At 74.0% G+C, this 14355-nt stretch carries 14 protein-coding genes; 9 read left to right on the top strand and 5 right to left on the bottom strand.

What is annotated here, in order from left to right; genetic code table 11:
• Window positions 1–58: 58 nt before the first annotated feature.
• The 5 genes from ACFY15_RS03065 (at window position 59) to ACFY15_RS03045 (ending at window position 5729) form a co-directional block, all read left to right on the top strand.
• Window positions 59–2053: a hypothetical protein gene (locus ACFY15_RS03065; protein ID WP_390824908.1), complete on the top strand. Its 1995-nt coding sequence runs from the start codon at window positions 59–61 to the stop codon at window positions 2051–2053.
• Window positions 2054–2220: 167 nt separating this feature from the next.
• Entirely contained in the window at window positions 2221–3180 is a 960-nt protein-coding gene (locus ACFY15_RS03060) for an ABC transporter ATP-binding protein (protein WP_390685200.1), read from the top strand.
• Entirely contained in the window at window positions 3174–3929 is a 756-nt protein-coding gene (locus tag ACFY15_RS03055) for an ABC transporter permease (protein WP_390685501.1), read from the top strand. The genes ACFY15_RS03060 and ACFY15_RS03055 overlap by 7 nt, the downstream gene beginning before the upstream one ends.
• A gap of 4 nt (window positions 3930–3933) precedes the next feature.
• Window positions 3934–5097 carry a sensor histidine kinase gene (locus ACFY15_RS03050; protein ID WP_390685201.1) on the top strand — a complete coding sequence of 388 codons (1164 nt, stop codon included), beginning with the start codon at window positions 3934–3936 and terminating at the stop codon, window positions 5095–5097.
• Window positions 5094–5729 (top strand): response regulator, encoded by a 636-nt coding sequence (locus ACFY15_RS03045; protein ID WP_390685202.1) that lies wholly within the window; start codon window positions 5094–5096, stop codon window positions 5727–5729. The genes ACFY15_RS03050 and ACFY15_RS03045 overlap by 4 nt, the downstream gene beginning before the upstream one ends.
• A gap of 323 nt (window positions 5730–6052) precedes the next feature.
• Here the strand turns inward: ACFY15_RS03045 and ACFY15_RS03040 are convergent, their stop codons facing one another.
• Complete coding sequence (locus ACFY15_RS03040) at window positions 6053–6844, bottom strand: transglutaminase-like domain-containing protein (RefSeq protein WP_390685203.1); 792 nt, start codon at window positions 6842–6844, stop codon at window positions 6053–6055.
• Complete coding sequence (locus ACFY15_RS03035) at window positions 6841–7830, bottom strand: GNAT family N-acetyltransferase (protein WP_390685204.1); 990 nt, start codon at window positions 7828–7830, stop codon at window positions 6841–6843. Before ACFY15_RS03035 ends, ACFY15_RS03040 begins: the two co-directional genes overlap by 4 nt.
• 116 nt (window positions 7831–7946) lie before the next feature.
• Here ACFY15_RS03035 and fdxA point away from each other — a divergent pair, with 116 nt between their 5' ends.
• Both fdxA and dapC read left to right on the top strand, forming a co-directional pair.
• On the top strand, window positions 7947–8276 hold the full coding sequence (gene fdxA, locus ACFY15_RS03030; protein WP_030713714.1) for a ferredoxin: 330 nt from the start codon (window positions 7947–7949) through the stop codon (window positions 8274–8276).
• A 102-nt stretch (window positions 8277–8378) separates the two neighbouring features.
• Window positions 8379–9497 carry a succinyldiaminopimelate transaminase gene (gene dapC, locus ACFY15_RS03025; protein WP_390824907.1) on the top strand — a complete coding sequence of 373 codons (1119 nt, stop codon included), beginning with the start codon at window positions 8379–8381 and terminating at the stop codon, window positions 9495–9497.
• An 84-nt stretch (window positions 9498–9581) separates the two neighbouring features.
• On the opposite strand, the gene ACFY15_RS03020 is transcribed toward dapC, so the two are convergent.
• Window positions 9582–9941 (bottom strand): ATP-binding protein, encoded by a 360-nt coding sequence (locus ACFY15_RS03020; RefSeq protein ID WP_390685206.1) that lies wholly within the window; start codon window positions 9939–9941, stop codon window positions 9582–9584.
• 298 nt (window positions 9942–10239) lie between these two features.
• Window positions 10240–11325 carry a hypothetical protein gene (locus ACFY15_RS03015; RefSeq protein WP_390685207.1) on the bottom strand — a complete coding sequence of 362 codons (1086 nt, stop codon included), beginning with the start codon at window positions 11323–11325 and terminating at the stop codon, window positions 10240–10242.
• Between the two features lie 86 nt (window positions 11326–11411).
• Here ACFY15_RS03015 and dapE point away from each other — a divergent pair, with 86 nt between their 5' ends.
• Together dapE and ACFY15_RS03005 are read left to right on the top strand one after the other, a co-directional pair.
• Window positions 11412–12491 (top strand): succinyl-diaminopimelate desuccinylase, encoded by a 1080-nt coding sequence (gene dapE, locus ACFY15_RS03010; protein WP_390685208.1) that lies wholly within the window; start codon window positions 11412–11414, stop codon window positions 12489–12491.
• Between the two features lie 64 nt (window positions 12492–12555).
• The gene (locus ACFY15_RS03005) at window positions 12556–13314 is read left to right on the top strand and encodes a TIGR00730 family Rossman fold protein (RefSeq protein ID WP_390685209.1); all 759 of its coding nucleotides are present in this window, start codon (window positions 12556–12558) and stop codon (window positions 13312–13314) included.
• Window positions 13315–13414: 100 nt separating this feature from the next.
• On the opposite strand, the gene folP is transcribed toward ACFY15_RS03005, so the two are convergent.
• Window positions 13415–14275: a dihydropteroate synthase gene (folP, locus tag ACFY15_RS03000; RefSeq protein WP_390685210.1), complete on the bottom strand. Its 861-nt coding sequence runs from the start codon at window positions 14273–14275 to the stop codon at window positions 13415–13417.
• Window positions 14276–14355 lie beyond the last annotated feature (80 nt).

The raw sequence follows: 14355 nt of genomic DNA, 5'->3' as shown, positions 1-14355 counted from the left end.
CGCGCCCACGTCCCCGCCGCCTCGGCCTGGCGCGGCGACCGCCCCGGAGGAGAATCCTGTGACTTCGAACCCGTCCACGCCCGACACCGACGGGCCGAAGACCGAGACCACCCTGACGACCCGGATCCGGATCAACATCCCGGGTTCGCGGCCGATCCCGCCCGTGGTCGTCCGCAAGCCGGTGAAGGACGCCTCCGCGGAGGCGGCCCCCGGCTCCACGGAGCCCGAGCCGTCCCCGCGCGGCCAGGCGAAGCCCCCGCGCGGCCAGGGTCCCGCCCCGCGCGGCCAGGGTCCCGCCCCGCGCGGCCAGGGTCCCGCCTCGCGCGGCCAGGGTCAGCCCCCCGTGCGCGCCGCCCTGCCGGCGCGGCCCACCGCCCAGGCGCCCGCGCCCGCCCCGGCCGCCAAGGCCCCCGCCGAGCCGCCGTCGGACGGCGGGTGGTTCGCCCCGCGCAAGGCGGCGACGCCCCCGCCCGCGGCCCCTGCCGCCCCGGCGCCCGCCGCGAGCTACGGCTCCTCCGCGCCCGGCCCCGGCAACGGCCCGGGCGGCGTGCCCGCCACCGGCCCCGGCAACGGCTTCGACCCCGCCCCGGGCGGCGGCCCGCGCGGCGGCTCCGGCGCCGGCTTCGACCCCGCACCGCGCGGCGGCTCCGGCACCGGCCCGGGCACCGCCCCGTTCGACGGCCCCGGCACCGGGGCGGGCTTCGCGCCCCCGGCGGCCCCCGGCCGCCCGCAGCCGCCCGCTCCGGCCCCCGGCACCGGCCCCGGCGCCGGGTTCGCGCCCGCCCCCGGCCCCGGCATCGGCGGCCCCGGCGCCGGCTCGGCCCAGGCGTACGCGGCGTACGACAACGGCCCCTCCACCGAGGCCTTCCCCGCCTTCACGGAGCCCGCCGGGCCCACCGGCGGCCCCGCGCTGGGCACCGTGCCCGTGGGCGCCGACGAGGCCCCGCGCTGGCCCGGCCCCGAGGCCCTGGGCACCCCCGCGCCGGGCCCCCGGACCGGCCCGGCCGCCCCGCCCCCCGGCCCGCGGCCGCCCCTGCCGATGCCCGCCCCGGCCCCCGCCGGGAAGTCCGGCAAGCCCGGCACGGCGGCCCCGTCCGGCAAGCCCGCCAAGAAGAAGGGCCGCTCCAAGCTGGTCCTGCTCGGCGGCGGCCTCGTCGCCCTCGTCGGCGTGGCCTACGGCGCCGGGCTGCTCATGAACCACTCCGACATCCCCAAGGGCACCACCGTCCTCGGCGTGGACATCAGCGGCAGCCGCGACGACGCCGTCGCCAAGCTCCAGACGGCCTTCGGCAAGCGCTCGGCCACCCCGCTCCAGCTCTCCGTCGGCGGCAAGTCCGTCGAGCTGAAGCCCGAGAAGGCCGGCCTGACCCTCGACAGCCAGACCACCGTCCGCAACGCCACTGGCAGCGACTACAACCCGATCACGGTCATCGGCTCGCTGTTCGGCGTCGAGCGCACGGCGTCCGCCGTCATGCCGGTCGACGAGGAGAAGCTGAAGGACTCCCTTCAGGAGCTCGCCGGAACCGCCGGCACCGCTTCCGAGGGCACCATCACCTTCGACACCGGCAAGGCCGTTGCCGTCCCCGGCAAGGCCGGCACCAGCCTGGACGTCGACAGCTCCGTGGACCGGGTCACCAAGGCCTTCCGCGAGCTCGTCGCCAACGGCAAGGCGGCCCCCGTCGAACTCCCCACCGCCACCAAGGAACCGACGATCAGCCAGGCGGAACTGAACCGGGCCATGAAGGAGTTCGCCGAGCCCGCCATGTCCGCCCCCGTGACCGTCAAGGCGGGCGCCAAGTCCCTGGCCTTCGGCGCCAAGTCCCTGCCCAAGATCCTCAGCATGCAGCCGGTGCAGGGCAAGCTCGTCGAGAAGTACGACCTGGAGGCCCTCAAGGCCACCTACGGCAACGCCTTCGACGGGGTCCTGATCACCCGGGGCACGGGCCAGAAGACCCCCGTCACCCCGCAGGACGTCGCGGGCGCCCTCGGCAGGGGCCTCGTCGGCAAGACCGCGGCCGAGCGCGTCGTGTCCATCGACACGAACGCCGACTGAGGTCCCCGGCAGCCGCCACGAGGAGCCCCCTTCCCGGGAGGGGGGCTCCCGCGTTCCCCGGACCCGCCCCGACCGGGCGTGTCACCCCAGCCGTATGACATCTGTCATGCAGCTGTCACGACTGGAGACACTGCCGCGCGCACCCCCGTCCGGGAGAAGCTCGGTGCATGACGACGACGACCGCGACACAGTCCGGAGCCTCCGGACTCGCACGCGGTGCCGGCAGCGGCACCGTGGTGAGCTTCCAGAACGTGACCAAGAGCTACGGACAGGTCCGGGCCGTCGACGGGCTGTCCCTCGAACTGCACCCGGGCGAGACCGTGGCGCTGCTCGGCCCCAACGGCGCCGGCAAGTCCTCCACACTCGACCTCCTCCTGGGCCTGCGCCCCGCCGACTCCGGCACCGTCCGCCTCTTCGGCACCACCCCCCGCGAGGCCGTCACGGCCGGCCGGGTCGGCGCCATGCTCCAGAGCGGCGGCCTGATGGAGGAGGTGACCGTGCGCGAACTCGTCACCCTCGGCTGCGCCCTGCACCCCCGCCCGTACCCGGTCGAGGAGGTGCTCTCCCGCGCCGGCATCGAGGAGATCGCCGGACGGATGGTCAACAAGCTCTCCGGCGGCCAGGAGCAGCGCGTGCGCTTCGCGCTCGCCACCGCCGGCCACAACGACCTGATCATCCTGGACGAGCCGACCACCGGTATGGACGTCACCGCCCGCCAGGCCTTCTGGGCCACCATGCGCGAGCAGGCCGCCCAGGGCCGCACCGTCCTGTTCGCCACCCACTACCTGGAGGAGGCGGACGCGATCGCCGACCGGGTACTGGTCCTGAACAAGGGCCGGCTGCTCGCCGACGGCACCGCCGCCGAGATCAAGGCCAAGGCCGGCGCCCGGAAGGTCGCCTTCGACCTCGACGGCGACATCGACCGCCAGGCCCTGCGCGCCCTCCCCGGCCTGACCTCCTGCGAGGTCAACGGCTCCACCGTGCGGCTCCAGTCGCGCGACGCCGACGCCACCGTCCACGCCGTGTACGCGCTCGGCCTCTACCCCCGCAACCTGGAGGTCGCGGGCCTCGGCCTGGAGCAGGCCTTCATCGCCCTCACCGAGGCCGAGGAGGCCGACGCATCGTGAACACCGGAACGCTGAACCTGGTCAAGCTGGAGATCACCCGCGCCCTGCGGAACAAGAAGTACATCTTCTTCACGCTGCTCTACCCGGCCGCCCTCTTCCTGATGCTCGGCGGCACGCTGGACGGCACCACCAAGGTCATGGGCACCGAACTGACCATGCCCGCCTTCTACATGGTCGCCATGGCCTCCTTCGGCGCCCTGACCGCCGTCCTGGTCGGCAACGCCGAGCGGATCGCCAAGGAGCGCGAGAGCGGCTGGGTGCGCCAGCTGCGCCTGACGGCCCTGCCCGGCCACGGCTACGTGCTCGGCAAGACCGCCAGCGCGGGCGTGCTCTCGCTGCCGGCGATCCTGGTGGTCTTCGCGGTCGCCGCCGTGGCCAAGGGCGTCCGCTTCGAGGTCTGGCAGTGGCTCGCCCTGACCGGCTCCATCTGGGCCGGCAGTCTCGTCTTCGCCGCCCTGGGCGTGGCCATCGGCTACCTCGCCAGCGCGGACAACGTCCGGCCCCTGAGCATGCTCTTCTACTTCGGCCTGTCGATCCTCGGCGGCCTGTGGATGCCCACCGCCGCCTTCCCCCAGTGGCTCCAGGACATCTGCGAGTGGCTGCCGACCCACGCCTACGCGGGCCTGGGCCAGGCCGTCGAGCTGGGCGGGGCCCCGCACGTCAAGGACGTGGCGATCCTCGCCGTGTACTTCGTACTGTTCACGGGTGCGGCCGCCTGGCTGTACCGCAAGGACTCACTGAAGGCGTAGGACCGTGGCGCTGACGCACGAGGACGGGGGCGCCGACCGGACCACCCTCCGGGGACCCGAGGGCACCGTCCACAAGGTGGTCAAGAGCCTCTGGATCGCCATCTGGCTCTTCTACCTCAGCGCCCCCGTCACCGACCTGGTGCGCGGCGGGCACAGCACCGGGGCCCGGGTGCTCGGCGGACTGGGCCTGCTGGTCTTCGTCGGCTGGTATCTGGTGCTGGTGTTCCGGCCGGACCGGCAGAAGCCGGTCCGGCCGGTCCTGCTGTCACTGGCGCTGCTCAGCGCGGAGGCCGCGGTGCTGTCGCTGGCCCTGGGCCGCGAGTGGCTCGTGCTGTTCGTCTACGTCTCCATCGCCTCCGGCGCCGCGCTGCCCGGGAGGATCTCCCGCTTCACGGTGCCCGCCGCGACGGTGCTGCTGGCGGCGCTGGCCCTCATGGTGCCGGACGGCGGGGACTACCTGTTCGGGCTGCTGATCCCGGCCCTGATGGGCGGGTTCGCGATGGTCGGGGTCCGCGAGATGATCCGCACGACCATGGAGCTCCGGCAGGCCCGGGCCACCGTGGCCCAGCTCGCGGCCAACGAGGAGCGCCTGAGGATGGCACGCGACCTGCACGACCTGCTGGGCCACTCGCTGTCGCTGATCACGCTCAAGAGCGAGCTCGCCGGCCGGATGCTGCCCGACCACCCCGACCGGGCCGCCCAGCAGGTGGCGGACATCGAGAAGGTCTGCCGCCAGGCGCTGGTCGACGTACGGGAGGCCGTCAGCGGCTACCGGCGGCCCACCCTGCCCGGCGAACTCGCGGGCGCCCGCACGGCACTGGCGGCCGCCGGGGTCAAAGCCGACCTGCCCGCGGACTTCACCGACTCCGTCCCGGAGGAGCCGGAGTGCGCGCTGGCCTGGTCGCTGCGCGAGGCGGTGACCAACGTGGTCCGGCACAGCGACGCCAAGCGCTGCACGGTCACCCTGACGCCCCGCCAGACCCTCGCCGGACCGGTGCTGGAGCTCTCGGTGACCGACGACGGCACGGGGGGCACCGCGGTCCCCGGCAACGGCCTGACGGGCCTGACGGAACGTCTGGAGGCCGTCGGCGGCACCCTGTGGGCGGGGCCGGCGGGGAAGACCGGCTTCCGCCTGCTGGCGAGGGTCCCCCTAGGATCCCCGTCATGACGGAAGCCACCGAAGCCGCCCGGGCCCCCATCCGCATCCTCCTGGCGGAGGACCAGTCCATGGTCAGGGAGGCCCTCGCGGCCCTCCTGGGGCTGGAGCCGGACATCGAGGTGCCGGTCCAGGTGGCGCGCGGCGACGAGGTCGTGGCGGCGGCCCTGGCCCACGACGTGGACGTGGCCCTCCTGGACATCGAGATGCCGGGCATGACGGGCATCGAGGCGGCGGCGGCCCTGCGCCGCACCCTCCCCGACCTCAAGATCGTCGTCCTGACCACGTTCGGCCGCCCCGGCTACCTCCGCGGGGCCATGGAGGCGGGCGCGTCGGCCTTCCTCGTCAAGGACGCGCCGGCCGCGCAGCTCGCGCAGGCGGTGCGCAAGGTCCTCGCGGGCGAGCGCGTCATCGACCCCACCCTCGCGGCGGCCGCCCTGGCGGAGGGCGCCAACCCGCTCACGGAGCGCGAGCGCGAGGTCCTGCGCGCGGCCGAGAACGGCGCGACCAACGCCGAACTGGCGGCGGCCCTTTCCCTCTCCCAGGGCACGGTCCGCAACTACCTCTCGACGGCGATCCAGAAACTCGCGGCCCGCAACCGCGCCGAAGCGGTCCGCGTGGCCCGCGAAAAGGGCTGGCTCTGACCCGCGCGGTTCACGAGACTGCTCCGATGTTCAGAAGACTGTGGGCCGCGACCGCCGCGTCCAACCTGTCCGACGGGGGTGAGCCTGGCCGCGGCGCCCCTGCTGGCGGCCACGATCACCCGCGACCCGGCGCTGATCGCCGGCATCACCGTGGCCCAGCGCGCCCCCTGGCTGGTGCTGGCCTTCGTCTCCGGGGCGCTGGCTGACCGCCTCGACCGCCGGAAGGTGGCCCAGAGCGCGAACTGGATCCGCGCGGCGGCCTTCGCCACCCTCACGGCGGCCGTCCTCGGCGACCACCCTGTCCATGCCCGGCGGAGCCCCCGTCAGTTGAGCAGCGCGCGGGCCGAGGAGGCCTCCGTGCGGATGCGGGTCGCCGCCTCCGGGTCGATCGCGTCCATGACCACCGCGTACGCGTCCATCTCCGCCGCGCCCTCCTGGAAGGAGCCCCGCTCCACCAGCAGCCGCGCCCGCTCGTAGCGCAGGGCCGCCGGGTGGGACGGCAGCAGCAGGGACAGGTCCAGCGACCACAGGGCGACCGCCGAGTGTTCCGGCCGGGCCGACGCCCAGGCCCGGATGTTGCCCAGGACGCGCAGGACGATGTCCAGCGTGCGCGCGGGCGTCCGCGGACCCCGCGCGAGCTCCGCCGGGCCCGCGCCCAGCGAGGCGCCGCCCGCGAACGGGTCGACCACCACCCCCTCCTCCGGGTCCCCGAAGCCCACCGTGAAGTGCCCCGGCAGCCCAAGCCCGTACACCGGCGCACCGGCGCGCCGAGCGACCTCCAGCCAGACCACCGACAGCAGGATCGGCAGCCCGCGCCGGCGCCGCAGCACCTCGTGCAGGAGCGAGGACTCCAGCCGGTCGTAGTCCTTCGGGGTGCCGTGGAAGCCGAGCCGGCCGCCCAGCAGGTCCGTCACCGCCGCCGCCCAGGCCTTCGCCCCGTGCAGCCCGTACGGCAGCATCCCCGCCAGCCGGTCCAGTTCGATCTGCGCCCAGTCCATCACCCGTTCGTCGAGCTCCGGGTCCGCCTCAGCCGCCAGCAGCAGGCACAGCTGCGCCAGGTCCGGCCGCTCGGCGCGGGCCTCCGCCGCGAACAGCTCCCGCGAGGCCGCGCTCACGCCCCGGCTCCGGCCCGGAAGTGGTGGTAGGCGTGGTGCGTGGCGAAGCCCATGCCGTCGTACAGGGCCCGCGCGGCCGGATTGTCCGTCTCCACCTGGAGCCAGGCCGCCGACGCGCCCTCCTCCAGCGCCCGCCGGGCCAGCGCCGTCATCACCGCCGTCGCGAGCCCCCGCCGCCGGTGCTCCGGGTCGACCGTCACCGCGCCGAAGCCGGCCCACCGGCCGTCGGCCACGCACCGCCCGATCGCCCGGCCGCCGTCCAGCGAGGCGAACCACACCGACGGGCCCTCGACCAGCATCCGCCGCGCAAGTTCCGGGTCGCGCACCTTGCCGTAGCGGCCGAGCCACTCCTCGTCCGGCTCGCGGGTCAGCCGGACCCCCGACACGTCCGCGTCCTGGTCGGCCACGGGGGCCAGGCCCCCGATCCGGACCTCCGCCGAGACCTCGTTGGCCCAGCCGCGCCGCTCCAGCTCCGCGCAGAGCAGCTCCTGGGTGCCGGCGGCGCCGGTCGCGGCCTGTACGTAGGCCGGCAGGTCCCGCTGCGCGTACCAGGCCGTCACCCGCGCGAGTGCTTCGTCCAGGGGTATCCCGGGGTCGCCGAGCGGCAGCACCGAGTTGGCCCGCCGGGTGAACCCCGCGGCCGCCCGCAGCGTCCACCCGCCCAGCGGTTCGCTCTCCAGCGGCTGCCAGGCCCGCGCGGTGACCCGGGCCAGCTCCTCGAAAGAGGCCGCCGGACCCCTGCGGCGGGCCGGCGCGGCCGGCACCACCTTGCCCGCCACCAGCGAGGATTCCGGGATGTGGACCGACACCCCGTCCTTGCGTGTGATCGTCAGCACACCCCCGGTCCATGATGTGAGAACCCCGACCGCGTCGGTGAAGGCGGGAGAGCCCCCCACAGGGTCCTGCACCCGTCGCACAGAGACTCGTTTACCCACGTCAGCCTGGGTAATACGGATTTCCAGCAGTCCACCGGCAGTGATTTCCACAGCTCTGTCCGCCCCTCCTGTTCGGATCGTGCCCGGGAACGGAGATACTAGGTGCGGGCATCGACGACGCCGCGCTCCCGCGCGAATGGACAGCCCTACCGAGGAGGAACGAGAGCGTGACCTACGTCATCGCGGAGCCTTGTGTCGACGTCAAGGACAAGGCATGCATCGAAGAGTGCCCCGTCGACTGCATCTACGAGGGCCAGCGGTCCTTGTACATCCACCCGGACGAGTGCGTCGACTGCGGCGCGTGTGAGCCGGTGTGTCCGGTCGAGGCCATCTTCTACGAGGATGACACCCCGGAGGAGTGGAAGGACTACTACAAGGCGAACGTCGAGTTCTTCGACGAGCTCGGCTCGCCCGGTGGTGCCTCCAAGCTCGGTCTGATCGAGCGCGACCACCCCTTCATCGCCGCGCTGCCCGCCGGCATCAACGGCGAGCACTGACCGTTCACGGCAGACGCGCCTCTCGGTCCCGTACGGCACTGCTGCCGCGCGGGACCGAGCCGTTTCCCGCACCTTTCCGTCCCTGAGAGAGAGCAGAGCACCGTGGCCGCAGTTTCCGACCGTCTTCCCACGTTCCCCTGGGACAAGCTGGAGCCGTACAAGAAGACGGCGGCGGCCCACGAGGACGGAATCGTCGACCTGTCCGTCGGTACGCCCGTCGATCCGGTGCCCCGGCTGATCCAGGACGCACTGATCGCCGCCGCCGACTCCCCGGGCTACCCGACGGTGTGGGGCACGCCCGCGCTGCGCGACGCGATCACCGGCTGGCTGCGCGGCCGGCTCGGCGCGAGCGCCGTCGGACACCGCAACGTACTGCCCGTGGTCGGCTCCAAGGAGCTCGTCGCCTGGCTGCCGACCCAGCTGGGCCTGGGCGCCGGCGACAAGGTCGCCTACCCCCGCCTCGCCTACCCGACCTACGAGGTCGGCGCGCGCCTGTGCGGCGCCGAGGCCGTCGTCTACGACACCGAGGCGTTCGCGAGTGACCCCGCGGGCACCGAGCTCGACCCGGCCGGTCTGAAGCTGCTGTGGCTCAACTCCCCGTCGAACCCCACCGGAAAGGTGATCGGCAAGGAGGAGCTGATCCGGATCGTCGCCTGGGCGCGCGAGCACGGGGTCCTCGTCTTCAGCGACGAGTGCTACCTGGAGCTCGGCTGGGAGGCCGAGCCGGTCTCCGTCCTGCACGACGACGTCTGCGGCGGTTCCTACGAGGGCCTCGTCGCCGTCCACTCCCTCTCCAAGCGCTCCAACCTCGCCGGCTACCGCGCCGCCTTCATCGCCGGCGACGAGGCCGTCCTCGCCGAGCTGCTGGAGATCCGCAAGCACGGCGGCATGATGACCCCGGCCCCCGTCCAGGCCGCCGTCGTCGCCGCCCTCGGCGACGACGTGCACGTCGCCGAGCAGCGCGGCCGCTACGCCGCCCGCCGCGAGGCGCTGCGCACGGCCCTGGAGGCGCACGGCTTCCGCGTCGAGCACAGCGAGGCCAGCCTCTACCTGTGGGTGACCCGCGACGAGCCCTGCTGGGACACCGTTGCCCACCTCGCCTCCCTCGGCATCCTGGTCGCGCCGGGCGACTTCTACGGCGAGGCCGGCGCGAGGTTCGTCCGCGTCGCCTTCACCGCCACCGACGAGCGGGTCGCGGCCGCGGTCAAGCGCCTGGGCTGAGCGGTCCGGGGCCGGGCCGGTGAACGCCCCGAGGGGCCGGGAGCAGTGCGCTCCCGGCCCCTCGGTGTTCCGTCCGCGGCGGGCTCAGCCCTGCAGCGGCAGGGAGCCCAGCGGCAGCGCGCCGACCGGCAGGTCGTGGCCCGCCGGCAGCTGGGACACGGGCAGGCCGCCCAGCATCCGGCCCGCGCCGCCGGCCACGTCGGCGGCGGGGGCGGTGGCCGGGACGGCCTTGGCGGCGGTGCCCGCGACGTCGGCGGCCGCGCCGGTGGCCGCCCCGGTGGCGGCGGTGGCGTCGGCGCTGTCCGGGGCGGCGAGCGTGCCCAGCTGCGGCACGGACTCCAGGCCCGCGGCGCTGGCCGCGCCGGCCGCACCGACCACGGGAGCGGTACCGGCTGCGAGGAGAAGCGCGGCGCGGGCGATCCGACGGGTCAGGGGGAGGGACATGATGCTCCTAAGCGGTAGCGGCTGAGTACGCCCTGTACAACCGCTCCCGGGGGGCGCCGAGTTGCGGACCCACCGGGTAAAGGATCGGTAACGCATCGTTTAATCGGCTTCCGTGACAAGCCCATCGGACGGTGCCCACCAGGGATTCCGTCCTCCCGGGCCCGGCCCGCCCGGATGCCCGGCCATGCCCTTCCGGGTGACGGGCCGTACACGCGAGCGGTCCCCGTCCCGTCGGCGGGACGGCGCCCGGCACGCCCGCGCGCCCCCCGCCGCCGGGTCGGTGGGCCTGCGGAACGGCTCAGCGGGCGCTGCCGGCCAGGAAGATCCGGAGCTGGCCCGGGGGAGCGTCGTACGGGTCGGGGGCCGAACCGCCCTTCGTCCCGCCGGCCGCCCCGCGCTTCCACTCGCCCCGGTTCTGGCCCGCGACCCAGGCGGAACCGTCGTACGAGACCCGGGAGATGCCCAGCTCCTTCGAACGGGCCACCGCCCAGTGGGCCATCGCCCGGCCGCGCCGGGCCTCGCCCGGACCGCCGCCGCCGTCCTTCAGCCACAGGTCCACCTCGGCCTCCGGGACGGCGGCCGGGGCGTCCGCGGCGGGGCTCGACGCCGGGGCGGCAGCGGCGCTCGGGGCGGGTCCGGCGCTCGGCGCGGCCCCCGCGCCGGTCTTCCCCCCGGCCTTCGGGACGGCGTGCACCGCGGGCCGGCCGGTGGACAGGGCCTCCGTGCCGAACGCCCGCCCCAGCTCCGTGCGCACCTTCCCCGGGTCGCCCTTCAGCGGCGCCGGTCCCACACAGGCCAGGGTGGCCTGGGTCTCGCCCTCGCCGAAGGCGGCCGTCACCACCGTCGCGTCCGGCTCGTGCTTGGCGTACGCCTGCGGGAACCCGCTGAGCTGCACCCGCTGCGCGGCAACCGTCAGCGGCAGCCGGGTGTAGCCCTTCACCTCGACGAGCCGGTCGTAGAAGATCCCCGCCGAGTACACCGGGTCCATGATCTGCTCAGGGGTGCCCCAGCCCTGCGAGGGCCGCTGCTGGAACAGGCCCAGCGAATCCCGGTCGCCGTGGTCGAGGTTGCGCAACCCCGACTCCTGCATCGCCGTCGCCAGAGCGATCGTCAGGGCCCGGTCCGGGAGCCCCTTGGAGATCCCGACGGCGGCTATGGTCGCGGCGTTCGACGCCTGCTCGGGGCTCATCTCGTACGTCTGCACGGCCCCACCCGAGCCGCCGCCCGCGCCCTTCGCCGTGACCGTGCAGTGCGGGGCGCCCGCCCCGCCGTTGGAATAGTGGTGCACCAAGACGTACCCGATCACCGCGAGCAGGACGGCCAGGCCCACGGCCGCGCGGAGCGGCCCGCGGCGGCGGGGACGGGGGCGATCGGTCTCGGACACGCGGCCCACCGTACTTGAGGCCGATAACGCGTCCACCGACCGGACGCTCCCGGTACCCGCCCATCCCGGGGCGTTAGGGTCGGTTCATGTCCGAATCCGAGCTCGACCTCACCCTCGACGCCGCCGGGCTGACCGCCCGCCTCGTCGACATCCCCTCCGTGAGCGGCGACGAGAAGGTGCTCGCCGACCTCGTGGAAGACGCCCTGCGCCGCCTTCCGCACCTCACCGTCGACCGCCACGGCAACAACGTCGTCGCCCGTACGGATCTCGGCCGCGCCGAGCGCGTCGTACTCGCCGGCCACCTCGACACCGTGCCGATCGCCGACAACGTCCCGTCCCGCCTGGACGAGAACGACGTCCTGTGGGGCTGCGGCACGACGGACATGAAGTCCGGGGTCGCCGTACAGCTGCGGATCGCCGCGACCGTGCCCGAGCCGAACCGCGACCTCACCTTCGTCTTCTACGACCAGGAGGAGGTCGCCGCCGACCTCAACGGACTCGGCAAGGTCGCCGCGGCCCATCCCGACTGGCTGGCCGGCGACTTCGCCGTGCTGCTGGAGCCCTCCAACGCCGAGGTGGAGGGCGGCTGCCAGGGCACCCTGCGCGTCCTGCTGCGCACCCGCGGCGAGCGCGCCCACTCCGCCCGCAGCTGGATGGGCTCCAACGCCATCCACGCCGCGAGCCCGATCCTCGCGAAGCTCGCGGCCTACGAGCCCCGCAAGCCGGTCATCGACGGCCTGGAGTACCACGAGGGCCTCAACGCCGTCCGCATCGAGGGCGGCGTCGCCAACAACGTCATCCCGGACGCCTGCACGGTCACGGTCAACTTCCGCTACGCACCCGACCGCAGCGAGGCCGACGCGCTCGCCCACGTCCAGGAGGTCTTCGCGGACTGCGGCGTCGACGAGTTCGTGGTCGACGACTCCTCGCCCGGCGCCCTCCCCGGCCTGTCCCACCCGGCGGCCGCGGCGTTCATGGAAGCGGTCGGCGGCCAGGCCATGCCCAAGTTCGGCTGGACGGACGTCTCCCGCTTCAGCGCGCTCGGCGTCCCGGCCGTCAACTACGGTCCGGGCGACGCGCTGCTCGCGCACAAGGTCGACGAGCGGGTCGAGACCAAGGCGATCCTGCACTGCGAGGAACGACTCCGCGCCTGGCTGACCTCGTAAATTCCCCCTCCCGTCACTTTTGTGCGCCTACCCTGATCCAACGATCAGCAGGAGGGAGCACATCATGGGCAACTCCGAAGGAAACGGACGCCGGCGCCCCGAGGAGCAGCAGCTCGGGCCGGTGCTGCGCAGGCGGAGCCAGGTGCAGGCGGGCAGCACGACGGACCAGCGGCTGCTGGACTCGGCCGGCCCCTCCGAGTGGGTGCACACCGACCCCTGGCGGGTCCTGCGCATCCAGTCGGAGTTCATCGAGGGCTTCGGCACGCTCGCCGAGCTGCCGCCGGCGATCAGCGTGTTCGGCTCGGCGCGCACCGCGGTGGACTCGCCGGAGTACGAGGCCGGCGTACGGATCGGCAGCGCGCTCGTCGAGGCCGGCTTCGCCGTCATCACCGGCGGCGGACCGGGCGCGATGGAGGCGGCCAACAAGGGCGCCCGCGAGGCGAACGGCGTCTCGGTCGGCCTCGGCATCGAGCTCCCCTTCGAACAGGGGCTCAACCAGCACGTGGACCTCGGGCTGAACTTCCGGTACTTCTTCGTCCGCAAGACGATGTTCGTGAAGTACAGCCAGGGGTTCGTGGTGCTGCCGGGCGGGTTCGGCACGCTGGACGAGATGTTCGAGGCGCTGACCCTGGTGCAGACACAGAAGATCACCCGGTTCCCCATCGTGCTCTTCGGCACGGAGTACTGGGGCGGGCTCGTCGACTGGCTGCGCAACACGGTCATCGCCCAGGGCAAGGCCTCGGAGAAGGACCTCTACCTCTTCCACCTCACGGACGACGTGGACGAGGCGATCGCCCTGGTGACGAAGGAAGTCGGCAAGTAGCCGCGGAGTAGGCGCCGCGGCGCGCAGGGACCACACCGCCGCCCGGCGGCCGGCCGCCGGGGACGGGGTGGCCCCGGGGCGGCACGCCGCGGGCGGCGGCTCAGGCCAGGCCGCGGCGGGCGACGGCCGGAGGGCGGTGGCCCTGGATCGAGCGGACCATGTCCAGGACCTGCCTGGTCTCCGCGACCTCGTGGACCCGGTAGACCTGGGCGCCGAGCCAGGCCGAGACGGCGGTGGTCGCCAGGGTGCCGAGCAGCCGCTCCTTGACCGGCTTGTCGAGGGTCTCGCCGACGAAGTCCTTGTTGGACAGCGAGACCAGTACCGGCCAACCGGTTCCGGTCATCTCCGCCAGGCGGCGGGTGGCTTCCAGTGAGTGCCGGGTGTTCTTCCCGAAGTCGTGGCCCGGGTCGATCATGATCGACTCCCGCGGTACGCCCAGGGCCTCCGCCCGCTCCGCGAGCCCGACCGTGACGCGCAGGATGTCCTCCATCACGTCCTCGTACGCGGTCCGGTGCGGCCGGGTGCGCGGCTCGACCCCGCCGGCGTGGGTGCAGACGATGCCCGCCCCGTAGCGGGCCGCGACCTCCGCCAGCTTCGGGTCCACCCCGCCCCAGGCGTCGTTCAGCAGGTCGGCCCCGGCCTCGCAGACGGCCTCGCCGACCTCGTGCCGCCAGGTGTCCACGCTGATCACCACGTCCGGGTGGCGGCGGCGCACCTGCGCCACGAAGCCGACCGTGCGCCGGACCTCCTCCGCCGCGTCCACGTGCTCGCCGGGCCCCGCCTTGACACCGCCGATGTCGATGATCGCCGCGCCCTCGGCGACGGCCCGCTCCACCCGGTCCAGCGCGGGCTGGTCGCGGAAGGTGGCGCCCTGGTCGTAGAAGGAGTCAGGGGTCCGGTTCACGATGGCCATGATCACCGGCTCGTGGGTGTCGAACTCGCGCCTGCCCAGTCGCAGCATCCCGCTCTTTCCTCCTTCGGCGACCCTCGCGCCTCGTCTGCGACCTTAACCTGGTGGCCGGAGTCTCTCAGGGGAGTTGA

Origin of the sequence: Streptomyces sp. NPDC001373 (assembly GCF_042895815.1) — a bacterium.
Lineage (GTDB): Bacteria > Actinomycetota > Actinomycetes > Streptomycetales > Streptomycetaceae > Streptomyces.
Note: the sequence above shows the minus strand (reverse complement) of the source record. Positions and strands in the feature narration are given on the sequence as shown.